Here is a 17,859-nt window from a genome sequence, read left to right on the forward strand (position 1 = left end):
GTTGGGCCGATGACGCTTCGTGTTAGCCTCTGCCACCATCGCGATGCGCCCATCGGCGTCACGCGTGGCGTCCCCACAGCCCGAGCGAGGAAGTCATGGGTAAGGAAGCTTCGGTCGCGCCCAAAGAGCGCGTGAACATCGTCTACAAGCCCGCCACCGATGGTGCCGAAGAGGTCGAGCTCCCGCTCAAGATCCTCGCGATCGGTGACTACACCGGCCGCAAGGACGACCGGCAGCTCGAGGATCGCAAGCCGATCAACATCGACAAGGACAACTTCGAAGAGGTGATGGAGAAGCACGATCTCCACATCGACATCAGCGTGCCCGACAAGCTCTCGGGCGACGAAGGTGCCGAGCTCGCGGTGAGCCTGGGCTTCAAGTCCATGAAGGACTTCTCGCCCGAGGGGATCCTGCAGCAGGTGCCGGAGCTGCGGCAGCTGATGGAACTCCGCAATGCACTCACGGCGCTCAAGTCGCCGCTGGGCAACAAGCCCGAATTCCGCAAGGCGCTCGAGAAGCTGCTGGGCGACGACGAGTCGCGCAAGAAGCTGATGGCGGAGCTGGGCATCGACAAGGGTGAAGGCTGAAGGCAACGACCATGGCAGACGAGCAACAGGAAGCAGGCGGCGGCGCAGCGACGACCCTCTCCGAGGGGTCCTTGCTGGATCAGATCCTCTCGGAGGCCAAGGTCACCCCCGGTGACCAGGACACGTACGCGATCGCCAAGCAGGGCATCAGCGCGTTCATCACCGAGGTGCTGACCTCGTCGGACAAGTACCGCAAGATCGACAAGGCGGCCGTCGACGTGATGATCGCCGAGATCGACACGCGGCTGTCGGCGCAGATCAACCAGATCCTCCACAACCAGACCTTCCAGCAGCTCGAGTCCGCATGGCGCGGCCTCAAGTACCTGGTCGACAAGGTCAACTTCCGCGAGAACGTCCGCGTCGAGGTGCTGAACTGCTCGAAGCAGGACCTCATGGACGACTTCGAGGACTCGCCGGAGATCCCCAAGTCGGGCCTCTACCGCACGGTGTACTCGGCGGAGTACGGCACCTTCGGCGGCAAGCCGGTGGGCCTGATGGTGTCGAACTACGACTTCGGCCCCGGCCCGCAGGACATGCAGCTGCTGTCGAACTGCGCCGCGGTCGCGACCATGTCGCACGCGCCGTTCATGGCCAACACCAGCCCGGCGTTCTTCGGCGAGGAGTCGTTCGAGAACCTGCCCAAGCTGAAGGACCTGAAGTCGCTGTTCGAGGGCCCGCAGTACGCACGCTGGCACGCGTTCCGCGAGAGCGAGGACTCGCGCTACGTCGGCCTGTGCATGCCGCGGTTCCTGCTGCGTCTGCCCTACGGCCAGGCCACCATCCCGGTGAAGTCGTTCAACTTCGAAGAGGAGGCGATCGGCAACCACGACGCGTACCTCTGGGGTCCGGCTTCGATCGCGTTCGCGACCCGCGTCGCGGACTCGTTCGCGAAGTACCGCTGGTGTCCGAACATCATCGGGCCGCAGTCGGGCGGCGCGGTCGAGGACCTGCCGCTGCATCAGTACAAGGCGATGGGCGAGATCCAGACCAAGATCCCGACCGAGATCCAGCTGACGGAGCGTCGCGAGTTCGAGCTCTCCGAGGAGGGCTTCATCGGGCTGGTCTATCGCAAGGACAGCAACAACGCGGCGTTCTTCTCGGCGAACTCGTGCCAGAAGGCGAAGATCTTCGCCGACACGCCCGAGGGCAAGGCCTCGGAGCTCAACTACCGCCTCGGCACCCAGCTGCCGTACATGTTCATCATCACGCGGCTGGCCCACTACATGAAGGTCATGCAGCGCGAGCAGATCGGCAGCTGGAAAGAGCGCGGCGACCTCGAGCGCGAGCTCAACATCTGGATCGGCCAGTACGTCGCCGACATGGAGAACCCGGCACCGGCGGTGCGGAGCCGTCGCCCACTGCGGGCCGCGAAGATCCTCGTCGAGGACGTGCCCGGTCAGCCCGGCTGGTACCGCTGCAACCTGCAGCTGCGCCCGCACTTCAAGTACATGGGCGCCTCGTTCACGCTCAGCCTCGTCGGTAAGCTCGACAAGACCTGATCGCCGCGGCACCTCGTCGCCCGTCGCGGGCGACGAGCGTCCCCACCGAGAGCCCTCCGCCACCCGCGGGGGGCTTTTTTTCGTGCCGCGACTAGGCCGGCGAGGTCTGCACGAAGTTCGCGATGCTCTGTCGGACGTCGATGCTGGCGGACTTGGCCTTCGCGATCACCACGTCGAACGGCGCGTCCTCGGGCACCGCCGTCCACAGGCGTTGTTCGCCCTGCGGACCACACACGATCTGCAACGCGCCGAGCCGGCGCAGGCACTGCTCGAGCGTCGGGAGATCGGTGCGGAGTTCCTCCGCGATCTCGTGCTCGGCCATCGCGGAGCCCGCGAGCTGGAAGAGGAGGTCGGTGATCATCGCCATGGGGGTGAGGGACCTTGCCGCGATCGATGGCCACTCGCCAAGTCCCCCGCGGTGTCCCGCCAAGTGAGGACAGACCGTGCGCAAAGCCAGGGGGGGCACCGACGTGCGCGGGCTCGCAGGGCTTTCCCGGCCACGGATCGCGTACACTCGCCGTCCATGCGAACGCACTGGATTGCTGTGACCTTGCTGTGTGCTTCCGCCGGGTGTGTCGGCACATCGAGCGGCGATGCTGGCACCAGCACCGGCTCGAGTTCGTCGGGCGCGGCGACCACCGACGGCACCACCACCGCCAGCACCACCACGAACGCCAGCGAGAGCTCGTCCAGCAGCTCGACCGGCACCACCACCGAGGGCTCGTCCACCAGCGAGACTGGCAGCTCGAGTGGCGGCGCCGACTCGAGCGGTAGCACCACCGAGGCCGTCGCGTTCGCCGTGACGAGCCCGGAGTTCGTCGACGGCGGCGGCCTGCCCCACACCGCGCACATCGACGGCGGCAACATGTCGCCGGCGCTCGACTGGGTCGGCGTGCCCGCCGGCACCATGAGCTTCGGCGTGTTCCTGCACGACCTCGACTTCCTCGGCGGCAACCCGGATGGCTTCCCCCACTCGGCGATCTGGAACATCCCCGCCGACGCCACCGGCCTGCCCGCCGACATCGAGCACACCGCGATGCCGAGCGATGTGGCTGGCGCGCTGCAGTGCCGCAACTGGACCGGCTCGCAGTTCGGCTACGGCGGCCCCGGCTCGGCCGCGAACCACTACGAGTTCATCGTGTACGCGCTCGACGTCGAGACCCTCGACGAGGTCGATCAGAACGACTCGCTGGTGAACGTCTACGACGCACTCGAGGCCCACGCGATCGCGAAGGCGATGATCATCGGCCAGTCGACCGGTCCGTGATGCACCTCGGGCGCGCGCGCCCTCGCCCCATCGCCAGCTTCGAGCCCCAAAGGAGTTGCACGCCATGCTCGACGAGATCCGTAGCCGCGCCGCGAGCTTCCTCGAGCCCATCGCCGGCGCCGAGCCGGCCGGTGTGGCCGCGAGCCTCGACCCTCGCTACGAGGCCGTGCGCGCCGAGGTCGCCAAGCTCGACGCGCCGACCGGCGGCGAGATCGACTGGAAGGCGGTCGCGCGCGGCTGCAAGGAGCTGCTGGTCGGCACTAGCAAGGACTTCCTGCTCGCCAGCCAGAACGCCTACGCGTTGCTGCAGCTCGAGCGATGGGCGGGGCTCGCGACCGGCCTCGCGGTGCTCGACGGCATGCTCGAGCGCTGGTGGGAGCAGGGCTTCCCGCCGGTCGCGCGGCTGCGCGGCCGCGGCAACGCCGTCGACTGGTTGACCGCACGCCTCGAGATCGCGCTGCCGACGGTGGGCGTGCAGGCCGGCGAGGTCGCGGCGTTCGAGGCGGTGCGAACCCTGTGGACGGGCATGGGCACGCGCGCCCGCGATCGCCTCGGCGAGTTCGCGCCCGCGATGGGTGGCGTCGCCGAGGCGCTGGAACGACTGCGCATCAACCTCCCCGCCGAGGCCGTCGGCGCCGCGGGCAGCAGCGCTGCACCGACGCCGAGCCCCGAGCCCGCGCCCACGTCGGCACCCGCACCCGCACCGGAGCCCGCACCCGCAGCCGCCCCGGCGGCGGCCGAGGCCCCGGCGGCGGCACCCGCCGACGATCCGATCGCGATCGCCCAGGCCGCGGCCGAGCCGTGGCTGGCCCCGATCGATGGCCCGAACCCCGCCGGGGTCGAGGCCCGCTACGACACCGGCTACGAGGCCGCGCGCGTCGAGATTGCGAAGCTCGAGGCCATCACCGATCAGGTCGTCGAGTGGAAGCTCGTGCAGGACAACGCCGGTGCGATCCTCCGCACGCGCTCGAAGGACCTGCTGATGGCGAGCTACTTCGCCTTCGCGCGCTTCAAGCTGAATGGGCTCGCCGACCTGTTGATGGGCCTGCAGCTCATCATCGCGCTGCTCGAACGCTATTGGGAGGGCCTGCAGCCCGAGCGCGTGCGCGGCCGCGCCAACGCGCTCGCGTGGCTGGTCGGTCAGCTCGAGCTGGTGCTGCCGACGCTGCAGCTCACGCCCAAGCAGCGCCCGCTGGTGCTCGGCCTCCAACGCACGTGCACCTCGCTCGCCACGCAGATGCGCGAGCGCATGGGCAGCGACGGTCCCAGCCTCGGCAGCGTGAACGAACGCGTGCAGCGGATGCTGCTCGCACTCCCGGAGGAGAAGCCGCCCGAGCCGCCCAAGCCCGCGCCGGCGCCCACCCCCGCGCCCACGACCGCACCGACCGCCGCGCCCGCGCCCGCCCCCGCGCCCGCGGTGCCGGCGATGAAGTCGGTCGCCGCCGTCGACAACCCCGATCAGGTCAACACATTCTTGCAGGAGACCAGCCGCGCGCTGATCAGCGCGGCCGGCGTGCTGCGCACCGCGGCGCCGGCCAACCCAACCGCCTATCGATTGCTGCGCCAGGGCCTCTACCTGCACCTGTCGAATCCGCCGCCGTCGGATGCCGGTGGCAAGACGCAGATCCCGGCCCTACCCGCGCCGCGGCGCGCCGCGTTCGTCGCGATGGAGAACAACGGCAAGTGGGAGGCGATGCTCGACGAGGCCGAGTCGGCCCTGATGCAGTCGCGGTTCTGCCTCGACTTGCATCGCTACAGTCATCGCGCGCTCGAACGACTGGGCGACAGCTTTGCGGGGGCGCGCACCGTGGTCGCCTCCGAGGTCGCTGCGCTGCTCTCGCGCATGCCGACGCTGCCCGATCTCCTGGCCGGCGACGGCACGCCGCTGTCCGACGGCGACACCAAGACCTGGCTCGCGCAGGTCGTGCTCGCCGGCAGCGGCGGTGGTGGTGGGAGCGGGGGCAGTGCTGGCGACGAGGACAAGCCGGTGTTCGCCGAGGTCCGCGGCCTGCTGACCGCGGGCAAGGCGGGCGACGGCATGCGCATCGCGACCGCGCGCATCGAGGCCTCGACCACGGCGAAGCAGCGGTTCACCCGGCGACTCGCGCTGGCCTCGGCGTTGCTCGACACCAGCTCACCCATGCTGGCGCGCGGCATGTTCGCATCGCTCGAGCAGCAGCTGCGATCGGACGGCCTGATGGCGTGGGAGCCCGAGCTGGCCTCGCAGGTGCTGGAGGGCTTCGTGCGCGCGATTCGGGCCGCGGCCAAGGCCGGCTCGCGCTACGAGCAGGCCGACGCGGTGTACGAGCGACTGTGCCAGGTCGACCCGATGGCCGCGGCTCGCCTGGCCGGTTGACGCCAGGGGGTCGTCCGCAAGACTCCCGCCATGCCGCCCCGCCGCCCCTCGTTGCGCCCTCTTTCGTCGCTCCTGCGTGCGGGTTCGTTGGCGCTCGCGGGCGCCCTGCTGGTGGCATCGGTGCCGACGACGGCGCTCGCGGCCCCGTCCAAGGGTCAGATCGAGCAGCTCTACGACGAGGGCGACAAGAAGAACTCCGACGGCGACTTCAAGGGCGCCGCCGAGGCGTGGGGACGCTTGCTGGTGTTGCTGTCCGAGGAGCAGGCCAACCGTGCGACGCGCGAGAGCCTGCTGCTCAACATCCTCGACGCGTACATGAACGCGTACCTGCGGATCCCCGCCGCCGACGGCAAGAAGGACATCGCCCAGCTGCGCGAGGGCAAGACCACCTTCGAGCTCTACCTGAAGCAGTATCACGCGGTGTACGGCAAGGACCGGGCGATCAGCGCCGCGGTGCAGCAGAAGGCCGACGAGCTCACCGCCGCGCTGGCGAAGGCCGAAGAAGAAGCCAAGGGCCCGACCGTCGTCGAGCCCGCCGGCGACGGCGATCCCAAGGGCACCGACGACGACAAGACCAACGTCACGCCGATCAACGACACACCGCCGGGCACGCTACCGCCGGAGAACAACGGCATGGGTCTGATCGTCGGCGGTGCGGTCACGGCCGGCCTCGGGTTGGGGGCCATCGGCATGCTGATCGCGGGCTCGCTGATCGGCCAGACTGCCGAGCGGGACTTCGAGCGCGCCGATGTCGACGCGAGCAAGCTGTGCGCCGCGACCTCGGGTGGCTGCAGCAACCTCAGCGCCGAGGACCAGATGACCTACGACGCGCTGATCCAGAAGCGCGACGACGCCGACAAGCGCGGGGGCGTGGCGAACGCAGTCACGATCGCGGGCGCCGTGCTCACACCGGTGCTGCTCGGCGCGGGTGCGACGATGTTGGCGCTCGGCATCAAGCGCAAGCGCGCCGCGGATTCGGCACGCAAGACCGTCTCACTGGCGCCGGCCTTCGGCCGCGGCTTCACCGGCATCTCGATCGCCGGCCGCTTCTGAGTCGAGGATGAACGCTTCCCCACTCGCTTGGTAGCTTCGAAGCGCGCGGGGCACTCGAGGCCGAGGTCACGGCGTCGCGGCGGGCAGCGGGTGCGTCGCGAGCCAGCGGTCTATCGCGTCGACCTGCGGCTGCGACGGCGCGCCGTCCTCCGCGTAGACGCGCCGCGCGGCGGCGGCCAGCTCACGCGCCTCGGCATCGACCCCGCGCAGCGCGGCGGTGGCCTGGGCCATGCCGAAGCGCGCCGCGGCCAGCTCCAGCACGTCGTCGCCGCTGCCGAGGGCCGCGGCGAAGTGGGCCAGCGCGCGATCGTTGCGCCCCGCGTCGAGCTCCACGCGACCCAGCTCGATGGTGGTCGACACCGTGTCCGAATGGGCCGCGCCGAGGCGTTCGCGGCGGATCGTCAGCGCTTGCTCGAGTTCTCGTCGCGCCAGCTCCAGCGCCCCCGTGACCCGGTGCAGCCGGCCCAGGTTCTCGAGCACCCGCGCGTAGTCGGGATCGTCGGCGCCCAGGCGAGCTCCGATCGCCGCGCGGCAGGCCTCGAAGCGCGCGATCGCTGCGTCGGCACGACCGCGGCCCTCCTCGATGATGCCGAAGTTGCACAGCGCGGCGGTCACGAACGGGTGCTCCGGTCCGAGCGAGCCGCGGAAGATCTGCTCGGCACTCGCGAGGTGCCGCTCGGCGTCGTCCCATCGCGCCAGATCCGTGAGCACGTTGCTGAGCCCGAACTCGATCGTGCCGAACGCAGGATGCTCGGGTCCATGCGCGCCGCGAGCGATGCTCGCCGCACGCTCGAAGGTCTCGAGCGCGAGCTCGCGGCGATGGGCACGGTAGTGGACGTTGCCGAGGTTCACCAGCCACGACACCAGCCGCGTGGCGTCCGGCCCCTCGAGGCGCACGACGGTCTCGATCGCGTGACCGTAGGCGGCACCGGCCTCGTCGAGGCGATCCATCCGATACAGGACCGTCGCCTCCGCGGCCTCCAGCCGCGCGAAGGCCAGCTCGCCGACCGCCGCGCGACGATACAGGCTGCGCGCCAGCCCGGCCCAGCGCAGGCCTTCGTCGTGGCGACCGAGGCGATCGCCGACCACACCGGTCAGCAGGTTCGCGGCGGTGCCCGCGGTCTCGTCGGCGCCCACCTCGAGCGCGAGCTCCATCGCGGCGTGGAGCGACCGCTCGGCCTCGACCCACTCGCCCAGGCCCTCGTCGATCTGTCCGCGTCGCAGCGCGACCTCGGCCCGCAGCGGCGCGTAGTCGAGGCCCTGCGCCAGCTCGTGCGCGAGCGTGACCTCGACCGCCGCGTCCTTGCCCCGCCCTGCGGCCTGCAACGCGCTCGCACGCGCGAGGTGCTCGCGCACGCGCTCGACCTCGTCGAGCAGCCACGCCGGCGGCGGCTCGACGCTGGCCAGCACGTAGTCGGGGTCGTCACACGCATCGACCGCCGGTAGGGCATCGACCGCCGCACTGGCGCGCTCGACGACCGCACGATCGACGCCCTCGAACACGTCGAGCAGCGCCGCCAGGGCCTGGCGCCGGTGGCCGAGGCACTGCATGCGACGATCGAGCAACGCCTGCGACTGCGCACCGCGTTCGTGGGTCGCGCGGCACGCCTCGCGGTAGCCACCGTCGTACGCGGCGACATACGCATCCAGTGCGAGCGCGCTCGCGTCCCACTCGCGCGCTGCGTAGGGCACCGCGACGGCGCCGAAGGCCTCGGCGAGCTGCGCCCGGCGGGCGTCGTTCCACAGCTCCGCCACGCGCTCGTCGCCGACGCACGGGTCCGCGGCACGACGGACCAACTCGGCGGTGCCATAGCTCAGGCCGGCGATGAGCCCCGCGGCCCCGATCGCGGTCCAACGCCGCCGTCGCACCGCGGCGTGATCGACCTCGAGCACCGCGACCAGTCGATGCATGTCCGGCCAGCGCGCGCCGGGGTCGGCGGCGAGCCCCCGCAGCACCGCCTGCACGACGTGCCCGGGCACACCGATCTCCGGCGGCCGCTGGATGCGACCGGCCTGCTTGGCCAACGCGAGCCGCTCGAGCGTCGCGCCGGTGAACGGCTCCTGCTTGAACAGCGCCTGGTACAGCGCGACGCAGAAGCTGAACTGGTCGCTGCGCGGATCGGCGGCGACGCCCGCATGTTGCTCGGGTGCCATGAAGCGCGGCGTGCCGACCACCGCGCCGTCCTGCGTCAGCGGCGAGCTCAGCACGTCGGAGGAGCTCGTCCCGAGCGAGATCGTCAGCGCGACCGGCCCGCTGGGCTCGCGGACGCGCTCGCGGATCGCGGCCTCACGCGTGGCGCTGGTGGGCTCGCTGCGCGCGAGCCCGAAGTCCAGCACCTTCGGCGTGCCGTCGCCCGCCACCAACACGTTGTCGGGCTTGAAGTCGCGATGCACGATGCCGGCGTCGTGGGCAGCCGCGAGCCCGCGACCGGCGCGGGCGTACATCGCTGCGATCGCGCGGGCCGGCTGGTCGATCTGCCAGCGCGTGAGGGTCGGGCCCTCGATGTACTCCATGGCCACGAACACCGCGTCGCCGAGCGTGCCGGTGTCGAACACGCTGATCACGTTGGGATGGGAGACGCGCGCGATGGCCTGGGCCTCCCGCAGCAGCCGCGCGCGCGGTGGCCCCTGGTGGCCGGTGCCAGAGCGCTTGGTCGCATGCAGCAGCTTGAGTGCGACCCGACGGTTGAGCTCGGGATCGAAGGCGGCGTAGACCACCCCCATGCCGCCCTGCCCCACGCGCTCGAGGATCACGTAGCGACCGACGTTCGATCCGGCCGGATGCGGCTCGGCCAGCCGCTCGAGCGCCTCGCCACCGACGACGGTCTCGTCGAGGTCGACGTCACCTTCGTCCGCGGGTGCGGAGGTGCGCTGCGCATCGCGGTCGTCGAGCTCGTGCATCGAGGGCCGTCGCTCCCCGGCGTCGATCATGCCAGAGGCGGCGGCTCGTCTGCGCGCGTCACATGAGGAACCAGAACAGATGCTCGTAGAACGGGCGCTCCCACGGCAGCACCTGGCGGGTCTCGATGCGATGCACCCAGCCCTGCGCCGTGTTCGTGCTCGCATCCACGCACACTTTGCCCTCGCCCTGGTGGCGGAAGATGGTCGCGCCGCGGCACGCGGTGTGGATCGCCTCCTTCACCGCCTGGTCGTACTTGCTGACCAGCCCCAGGTTGTCGGCCCGCTCGCAGCGCGGGAACTTCCAGCGATTGGCGTCCGTGCGTTCTTGGCCGACCAACGCGAAATCGGTCTCGCCTTGCTTGCCCACGCACACCTCGATCGATCCACGGCGACCGTAGATCCAGAACTCGAGCACCAACGCTGCGACGAGAAACCACCACCAGCGCACCGCCCCGAACAGCCGACGTCGCCCGGTGCCGGCCGACGTCGCGGCGCTGGCCGCCGCGGCAGCCGCCACGCGCGGTGTGGCGCTGGGCGCCGACGCATCACCTGCGTCGTCGCTGGCGCGCGGGGCATCGCCCGAGGGCGCGTCGCCGACGGCATCGTCGTCACCGTCCGCGGAACCGGGCGCCCGCGCGGCTGTCCCGTCGTCGTGCGGCTCGGGCGGCTCGGTCTCTTGCGACGTGGTCCCGGGCGGCGTGGTCCCCATGGTTCATGGATATCAGCGCGGGGCACTCGCGCGAAAGCCGTCGACCGACGCCGGCCTCGCGACCTGCACCGCCGCTGCGCCGGCGAGATCGCATCCAGTGGCTGCCGGGGCCGTAGCCGGCCTGACCGCGGCATCGCCACGCATGCGCGTCGTGACGCGGGCCCGCAGGCACCGCGCATGCGCGCGCGCAGCGACGCGGCGGACCATCGTGGACCCCAGGTCGGTGCGCAGCCGGCCCACGCGCGCCGCAGCGTGACGATTTCGGGCCCGCGCATGTGCCCAGGGCCCGAAGTTTCCCCCGCGAGCGGTCGAGTGTTCGGAACACGAACCCCGCGGGCGGCCCCGAACGAAGGCGTACACGGCCCACGACCATCCCGGTATAGTGCGCGGTGGCGCATGTCGGCGTGCGAGCGCGCGCGCCCCAAACCGGGCCCCGACCACGGGACAGCACACGGAGCACACAGGCGATGACGGCAACGAATGAGGCGTGGATCTCGGACTCCCTCGCGCGACTCGAACAGCTCGAAGGTCAACGCGAGCGACTCGCGGCCACCGGGCAGACGGAGGCGTTGGCGGAGCTCGAAGAGGAGATCAAGAGCCTCTACGAGGTGCTCGAGGCCGCGGCCGACGACAGCGGCGGTGCGGCCAACACCGGCCATGCCGCTGCGACGACGCCCTCGTGGTCGCCGTCGGTCGCCGCGGCGCCGGCCGCTGCGGTGCCCCATCCGGCGTTCGGCCCGACGCCGCAGGCCGTGGTGATGGCCGCACCCGCGATGGCCCCGGTCGCCGCGTCGCCCTTCGATGCCGCGCCGGCGTTCGCACCTGCGCCGCCGATGATGTCGGCCCCTGCGTCGACGTCGTACGACGACGACGCCGACCTGCGCGGAGGCAGCAAGCTCCCGCTCGTGCTCGGCCTCGTGGTCGTGCTCGGCGGGCTCGGTGGCGGTGGCTGGTGGTACATGAACCGCGGCACGCCTCAGGCGGCCGTCGCAGCGCCCACCGCACCGACGACGGTGATCCAGGCCGGCGCGATCCCGGAAGACACGCAGGAGCCCGACGTCGCCAAGGGCGGAGACGCTTCGCGCACCCCGCTGGTGCCGATCAAGGAGCCGACCGCCAGCGATGATCCGCGACGTCCGTCGCGGCCCGCGAGCAGTGGCAGCGCGGGCCCGAGCCGGCCGGCGCGGCCCGACAAGAGCGACGGACGTCCCGGCATCAAGGTCGACTCGACCGACGATCCGCTCGCCGGCGTGAAGTAGCGCGCCGCGCCTCGGGCGGCTGTGCGGCGCGGGCCTGCTACGATCCTCCGCGGACGTGGCAGGTGATCGCACGCTACGCGGAGTCGGTCCGTCGACGCCGCACCCCACGCACGCGAGCGCGCCGGGCCCGGTCGAGGGCGACACGCCGTCGTCGGGCCCCGACGACGCCACACGGACCGGTGAACGCCGACCGCACAGCGATGCGATCGTGCTCGGGCCCGGTGCGATCCTCGAGCAGCGCTACCGCCTCGAGGAACGCATCGGTCGCGGGGGCATGGGCGAGGTCTGGCGCGGGACCCACCTCGTACTCGGGCGCGCCATCGCGATCAAGCTGCTCATCCCCGACCCACGCGCCGAGAGCACACGGGCCGATCGCATGTTGCGGGAGGCACGACTGGTCGGACGGATCACGCACCCGCACGTGGTCGAGATCCTCGACACCGGCGAGACCCCGAGCGGTCTACCGTTCCTGGTGATGGCGCTGGTCGACGGCGCGCCGCTATCGAGCCAGCTGCGACGCGGCGCCCTGCGACCGGAGCACGCGCTCGCGATCACCGAGCAGCTGGCCGAGGCCCTGCAGGCCGCCCACGAGGTCGGGGTGCTGCATCGCGACCTCAAGCCGGCCAACGTATTGGTGCGTGGGCTCGACGGTGCATCCCCGCACTGCACCTTGATCGACTTCGGCATCGCCAAGACCACCGAGTGGGGCCCGCGCGAGAGCACGCTGACCAACACCGGCGTCGTGTACGGCACGCCGGCCTACATGAGTCCCGAGCAGGCGCGCGGCCAGGCGCTCGACGTGCGCTCCGATGTCTACGCGCTGGGCGTGTTGTTGTTCGAGATGCTCACCGGCGCCCGCCCGTTCCGCGCGCCGACCCCGGCGGAGCTGTTGTACCTGCAGCTGTTCGTGCCGCCGCCGCTGCCGAGTGTGGTGCGGCCGGAGCAGACGATCGCCCCCGGGCTCGACGCGATCGTACGGCGATGCCTCTACAAAGATCGCGAGCATCGCTTCGCCGACATGGCTGCGCTGCGGGCCGCGCTGCAGGCCGTGCGCGACGGCGTCGAGCTGCCGCTGCCCGAGATCGATCGGCCGGCGGTGCCGCCCGAGGTGCAGCGAAGGCACACGCAGGTCGCGTTTGCGACCGAGCGTCCGGCCATCACCGCGATTGCGGCGCCCCAGCCACGCGAGCGCGCCCGGCGTGCGCCACCGACGGGACCGCTCCTGGCGATCGCGGCGGCTGTGCTCGTGATCGTGATCGCGACCGCGGCGTGGCTGCTGCGCCCTGTCGCTGGTGAGCTCGCGGCGCCTGGGGCCGACGGCACCACGCCTGCCCCCACCCAGGCTCCGGCCCCGCCGCCCGCGATCGAACCTGCGGGTAGCGTCGCCACGCCGAGCGCAGCGGCGCAGCCCGCCATCCCCGCCGTGTCCGAGTCACCGGCGGCGGTACCGACACCGCGGCGTGAACCCACGACCGAGGCCGCCGACGCGGGCGATCGCAACACCGCACGACCGCGATCACGGCGCGACGCACCTCGAGCGCGCGCGCCCGTCGATCCAGTGCCTCCCCGGGTGCCCACGCCCTCCGAGCCGACCGCCCCCGCGCCAGCACCATCGCCGCGGTTGCCCGACGCCGACGGCATCATCCGCTAGAAGCCGGCACCCACGACCACCCCAGCGCCGCGATCCGACGCCCACGGCGACCACGCCACGTGCCCCTTCGTTCGCGCGCGTCCACGCACGCCGACGACCACCAACGCGATGCCGGTTGCGAGTGCCAGCGGAGCGATCACGGCGCCCGCGATCGCGAGGTCGTTGGCCCGACGTCCGCGATCGAACTGGCGTCCGCGCGCGGCCTTGTCCTCGCGCACGGCGCTGACGTCGTTGGCGGCCGCGCCCAACGACGCGCCGGCGGCGAGCATCGCGATGCCCGCGACGCCGATACCCAAGGCCACCCCACCGCCGGCGATCCAGCCCTTGCGCGCGCGCGGCCGTGGCTGCGGTGGCTCGGCGCGCCGCTCGACCGCCACCGGAACATCGTCGCGTGCGGGCTCGTCGGCCGCTGCCGGCCGCGGTGCCGGCTCGGCGGCCTCGAGCTGACGATCGAGATCGGCGATGAACGCAGCGATGCGCGCGTGCTCGGCCGCAGCGGCCTCGGCCTCGGGGTACAGCGCGTCGATGCTGCGTTCGTAGTCGAGCGCGAGCTGCCGCGAGCGCCGGAGCAGCCGCACGTCACGCTCGATCGCGTAGGCCTTCGCGAGCGCGACGGCGAGGTTGTTGATGATGATGCGGCGGATGCTCGCGGTCGAGGGATCGTCGGGCAAGCGATCGTTGGCCGCCTCCCAGCGCGCGATGGCACCGCCGTAGTCCGCGACGTCGAACCGCGCCAGCGCCTGATTGTGCAGCGCCTGCGCGGCCGCGATCGGATCTTCGTCCGCCGCCGGCGCGATCGCGTCGTCCGCCGTTGGCGCGGCCGCCAGCACCGACGACGGCATCGTCGACGCGAGCATCGTCGCCATCGTCACCGCCGTCGCGATCGGGAACCTCCGAGCCTGCGACATCGCCACCACGCGCGGATTCGAGGCTACCACAGCGACGGCGCGACCCGACGCGGACGCCCCTTCCGCGACGTGCGGCGCTGCGATAGCGTCGCGCCATGGATGCGCGCGAAGCCCCCTTGGTGGGCATCGTCATGGGCAGCAAGTCCGACTGGGAGACCATGTCGGGCGCCGCCGACACGCTCACGAAGTTCGGTGTCGCGCACGAGTGCCGCGTGGTCTCGGCCCACCGGACCCCGGCGTGGATGTCCCAGTACGCCGCCGAGGCGGCCGCGCGGGGTCTGCAGGTGATCATCGCGGGCGCGGGCGGGGCGGCGCACCTGCCGGGGATGATCGCCGCACAGACGGTGCTGCCCGTGCTCGGCGTGCCGGTGCGCAGCCAGGCGCTGTCGGGCATGGACTCGCTGCTGTCGATCGTGCAGATGCCCCGCGGCGTGCCGGTCGGAACGCTCGCCATCGGCGGGGCCGGAGCGGTCAACGCCGCACTGCTGGCGATCTCGATCCTCGCACTGCAGCGGCCGCATCTGTCCCAGGCACTCGCGAACTACCGCGACGAGCAGACCCGTGAGGTGCTCGCCCAGGAGCTGCCGTGAGCACGGCGACGGGCACCTCGGATCGACGTCGGATCCTGCCCGGTGCGCGCGTCGGCGTGCTCGGCTCGGGTCAGCTCGGACGCATGCTCGCGATCGCGGCACGACAGATGGGCTACCGCGTGCACACCTTCAGTCCCGAGCGCGGCACGCCTACCGGGCAGGTCGCCGATCGCGAGATCGTCGCGCCCTACGACGACCTCGACGCGGTGCGGGCGTTCGCACGCGAGGTCGAGATCGTCACCTTCGAGTTCGAGAACATCGCCCACGCCGCCGCGCTCGCGGCGGCCGAGTGCGCGCCGGTACGCCCCCACGGCGCGGTGCTCCACACCACGCAGCATCGCCTGCGCGAGAAGACGTTCCTCACCGGCATCGGCGTGCCGGTGGCGCCCTTCGAGGCGGTGCACTCGGCGGCCGAGCTGAGCGCGGCGCTGTCCCGCATCGGCTGCCCTGCGGTGCTCAAGTCTGCCGGCTGGGGCTACGACGGCAAGGGCCAGGTCCGCATCGACGATCCCGCGCGGGCCGACGAGGCATGGCAGCGCGTGGGCGCCGACGAAGCGGTGCTCGAGGGCTTCGTCGAGTTCGAGTGCGAGCTCTCGCTGGTGGTCGCCCGCGGCCTCGACGGCACCGTCGACGACTGGGGCTTGGTCGCCAACGAGCACCGCGACCACGTGCTCGACGTCTCGACAGCACCGGCTGGGGTCGCGAGCGCGACGCTGGCGCGCGCCCGGGAGATCGCGCGGGCGATCGTCGAGTCGCTCGACGTGGTCGGGGTGTTGTGCGTGGAGTTCTTCGCGAAGTCGGGCGGCGAGCTGCTCGTCAACGAGCTCGCACCGCGGCCTCACAACTCTGGACACTTCACGATCGACGCCGCGGTGACGAGTCAGTTCGAGCAGCAGCTCCGCGCGGTGTGTGGCCTGCCGCTGGGTTCGTGCGCGTTGTTGCGACCGGCGGCGATGGCCAACCTGCTCGGCGACGTGTGGCAACACGGTGAGCCGAACTGGGCCGGCGCGCTCGCGCAGCCGCAGGTGAAGCTGCACCTGTACGGCAAGGGCGAGGCGCGAGCGGGTCGCAAGATGGGCCACCTCACCGCGCTCGCCGACAGCCCGGCGGCCGCCCGCAGCACCGTGCTCGCGGCCCGAGACGCGCTGCGCCCGACACCTCGCGGCTGACCGGCGCCGTCGGCCCTCACCCGAGCTCGTGCCAGTGCGCGCTGTACAGCGCGAACCCGGGCTGGCTGTCGAGCAAGGCGACGCGGCCCGGTGCACCGGCCGCGATCTCGACCAGCACCTCGAACATGCCGACGTTGGAGTGGTGGTTCCACCCGTAGTGCAGGTACGGCGGGTGCTCGAGCCGCAGCAACAACCCACCCTCGCTCGGCGTCGCGGTGAGGTGGGTGCCGCGCTGGAACATGCCGTGCACGACCGCGCTGGTCTTGAGCACCATCTTCGGCCCGGTCATGCGGGTCAGCGCACGATACATGCGAGAGCGCGCGGTCCGGTGGGTGCGCTGCCGCGTCCACGCCAGCATGGCTTCGAGGGTGGGGTAGTGCAGGTCGACGAGCGCGTGGAACAGCGCGTCGGAGTGGGCCGCGGGCACCCACGCACCGGGTAGCGGTGGGTGCTCGGCGAGGTCGCGCAGCGGCTCGGGGAGCGCGGCCGCGAGCGCGCCGATGTCGTGGCCCTCGAGCGCGCTCGTCACCAACGTCGCGCGTGAGCGGCACTCCGTGTACGAGTCCAAACCCTGTGGCAGCACCGCCACGTACGCCGCGAGGTGCGGGAAGCGGCCCGCATCGATGTCGGAGTTCGCGGCCATGCGCGTCCAGTTTCCATCATAGCGCCGCCGACCCGCGCGCGCCTCACTCGATGACGGCGAAGGCGACGCGTCCGACCAGCTGACCGTCTTCGGTGAGCGTGTCGACGGTCCACGCGCCGGTGACGGCAGCCGCGTCGCCGTCGTCGGCCGCCGATGCGACCTCGGCACCGGCCGCCGTAGCGAGCACCGAGGGGTCGAGGCGCGAGCGCAGACGCACCGTGTCCCACAACCCCTCGGGGTGCGGATCGACGTCGTCCGAGCGCTGCACGAGCACGCCATCCTTGCGCCACTCGTGCACGAGGCGATCGCCCTTGCCACCGGGGGTGAAGACGTCGGTGACCGCATACAGCTCGTGCACCAACGAACGATGCAGCGCGTGCACCTCGAGCGCGAGGCGCCCATCGGGCAACAGCGTGGGACCGACCGCCCCGCCGCGCAGGTACATCGCGACCGGCGGCACCGCGGCGCGGCCATACCACGCGCCCGCCAGCGACGCGACCGTCCAGCCCACGAGCAAGGTGGCGCCGGCGGGCCGCCCCAGTGTCTTCACCGGGATGTGCATGGTCCAGAACGCCAGCGCCGACACGGCGGCAGCGATCGTCAACGTCAGCGCGGCACGGATGTTCGGCAGCAGCGCGGGCACCACCAGGTTGAGGCACGCGAACAGCGTGAAGAAGTAGAACACCGATGCGGCCATCTTCCAGCGCATCAGCATGCGGTCGAAGACCACGTCCAGGGTCGAGAGCGCCGCGCACAGCACCAGGCCGACCAGGAACCACTGGTTGGGCGAGTGCATCGTCACCGAGCGCCAGTAGAACGGCAGCAGGAAGAACAACATCCCCTGGTACATGTTCTTGAGCACATACGTCATGACGAAGAAGCGCAGCTTGGCGCCCTTGCCTTCGACGTGCTGCGACGTGCCGCTGCCGAACACGCGGAAGAACACGATGAGTACCAGCCACGCGGCCGCCAGCGAGATGGTCAGGAAGCGCGCGTGCGCGAAGCCCTTGGCCGCGAACAGCACCACGAAGATGCCGAGCCCCAGCGCGTAGAACGAGTGGAACCACCACAGCATGCGGCCGTACTTGCGCAGCATCGCCAGCACGCCGCCGAGCGGCCCCTTGGGCTTGGGCATCGCGGGCTGCGTGTGGCCTGGCCCCGCACCGGCGCGCGCAGCATCGACCGGCGGCCACGCAGCGGGCACGCCCGAACCAGCCCCCGCCGGAGGTCCGCTGCTGCCGTGGGGCGAGGCGCTCATCGACCGCGA

15 protein-coding genes are annotated in these 17,859 nt (G+C 71.6%); 9 read left to right on the forward strand and 6 right to left on the reverse strand.

Annotated elements, in window-relative coordinates; all coding sequences use genetic code 11:
* Positions 1-95 precede the first annotated feature (95 nt).
* Positions 96-587 carry a type VI secretion system contractile sheath small subunit gene (tssB, locus tag IPH07_25735; GenBank protein MBK6920824.1) on the forward strand — a complete coding sequence of 164 codons (492 nt, stop codon included), beginning with the start codon at positions 96-98 and terminating at the stop codon, positions 585-587.
* Between the two features lie 11 nt (positions 588-598).
* Positions 599-2,086, forward strand: a complete 1,488-nt coding sequence (gene tssC, locus IPH07_25740; GenBank protein MBK6920825.1) for a type VI secretion system contractile sheath large subunit — start codon at positions 599-601, stop codon at positions 2,084-2,086.
* Between the two features lie 91 nt (positions 2,087-2,177).
* On the opposite strand, the gene IPH07_25745 is transcribed toward tssC, so the two are convergent.
* Positions 2,178-2,453 (reverse strand): hypothetical protein, encoded by a 276-nt coding sequence (locus IPH07_25745; protein MBK6920826.1) that lies wholly within the window; start codon positions 2,451-2,453, stop codon positions 2,178-2,180.
* A gap of 183 nt (positions 2,454-2,636) precedes the next feature.
* Here IPH07_25745 and IPH07_25750 point away from each other — a divergent pair, with 183 nt between their 5' ends.
* The 3 genes from IPH07_25750 to IPH07_25760 all read left to right on the forward strand — a co-directional run bounded on the left by IPH07_25750 (position 2,637) and on the right by IPH07_25760 (position 6,762).
* The gene (locus IPH07_25750) at positions 2,637-3,353 is read left to right on the forward strand and encodes a YbhB/YbcL family Raf kinase inhibitor-like protein (GenBank protein MBK6920827.1); all 717 of its coding nucleotides are present in this window, start codon (positions 2,637-2,639) and stop codon (positions 3,351-3,353) included.
* A gap of 64 nt (positions 3,354-3,417) precedes the next feature.
* Entirely contained in the window at positions 3,418-5,709 is a 2,292-nt protein-coding gene (gene tssA, locus IPH07_25755; protein MBK6920828.1) for a type VI secretion system protein TssA, read from the forward strand.
* 30 nt (positions 5,710-5,739) lie between these two features.
* A complete protein-coding gene (locus tag IPH07_25760; GenBank protein ID MBK6920829.1) occupies positions 5,740-6,762 on the forward strand; it encodes a hypothetical protein in 1,023 nt (340 codons plus the stop codon).
* A gap of 66 nt (positions 6,763-6,828) precedes the next feature.
* Here IPH07_25760 and IPH07_25765 read toward each other — a convergent pair whose 3' ends face one another.
* Together IPH07_25765 and IPH07_25770 are read right to left on the reverse strand one after the other, a co-directional pair.
* The gene (locus IPH07_25765; GenBank protein ID MBK6920830.1) at positions 6,829-9,693 is read right to left on the reverse strand and encodes a serine/threonine protein kinase; all 2,865 of its coding nucleotides are present in this window, start codon (positions 9,691-9,693) and stop codon (positions 6,829-6,831) included.
* 28 nt (positions 9,694-9,721) lie between these two features.
* Complete coding sequence (locus IPH07_25770; protein ID MBK6920831.1) at positions 9,722-10,372, reverse strand: hypothetical protein; 651 nt, start codon at positions 10,370-10,372, stop codon at positions 9,722-9,724.
* A 467-nt stretch (positions 10,373-10,839) separates the two neighbouring features.
* Between IPH07_25770 and IPH07_25775 the strand changes: the two genes are divergently transcribed.
* A complete protein-coding gene (locus IPH07_25775; protein ID MBK6920832.1) occupies positions 10,840-11,631 on the forward strand; it encodes a hypothetical protein in 792 nt (263 codons plus the stop codon).
* A 55-nt stretch (positions 11,632-11,686) separates the two neighbouring features.
* The gene (locus tag IPH07_25780; protein ID MBK6920833.1) at positions 11,687-13,282 is read left to right on the forward strand and encodes a protein kinase; all 1,596 of its coding nucleotides are present in this window, start codon (positions 11,687-11,689) and stop codon (positions 13,280-13,282) included.
* Here the strand turns inward: IPH07_25780 and IPH07_25785 are convergent.
* Complete coding sequence (locus tag IPH07_25785; protein MBK6920834.1) at positions 13,279-14,139, reverse strand: hypothetical protein; 861 nt, start codon at positions 14,137-14,139, stop codon at positions 13,279-13,281. The two genes, IPH07_25780 and IPH07_25785, sit on opposite strands and share 4 nt — an antisense overlap.
* Before the next feature lie 146 nt (positions 14,140-14,285).
* Here IPH07_25785 and purE point away from each other — a divergent pair, with 146 nt between their 5' ends.
* Together purE and IPH07_25795 are read left to right on the forward strand one after the other, a co-directional pair.
* Positions 14,286-14,780, forward strand: coding sequence for a 5-(carboxyamino)imidazole ribonucleotide mutase (gene purE, locus IPH07_25790; protein ID MBK6920835.1), 495 nt, complete (start codon positions 14,286-14,288; stop codon positions 14,778-14,780).
* The gene (locus IPH07_25795; protein MBK6920836.1) at positions 14,777-15,949 is read left to right on the forward strand and encodes a 5-(carboxyamino)imidazole ribonucleotide synthase; all 1,173 of its coding nucleotides are present in this window, start codon (positions 14,777-14,779) and stop codon (positions 15,947-15,949) included. The genes purE and IPH07_25795 overlap by 4 nt, the downstream gene beginning before the upstream one ends.
* Before the next feature lie 16 nt (positions 15,950-15,965).
* Here IPH07_25795 and IPH07_25800 read toward each other — a convergent pair whose 3' ends face one another.
* Positions 15,966-16,592, reverse strand: a complete 627-nt coding sequence (locus tag IPH07_25800) for a hypothetical protein (GenBank protein MBK6920837.1) — start codon at positions 16,590-16,592, stop codon at positions 15,966-15,968.
* 43 nt (positions 16,593-16,635) lie between these two features.
* Positions 16,636-17,850, reverse strand: coding sequence for a hypothetical protein (locus IPH07_25805; protein ID MBK6920838.1), 1,215 nt, complete (start codon positions 17,848-17,850; stop codon positions 16,636-16,638).
* Positions 17,851-17,859: the final 9 nt, after the last annotated feature.

The sequence above is a fragment of the Deltaproteobacteria bacterium genome (assembly GCA_016709225.1).
Lineage (GTDB): Bacteria > Myxococcota_A > Polyangia > Nannocystales > Nannocystaceae > Xiheibacterium > Xiheibacterium phototrophicum.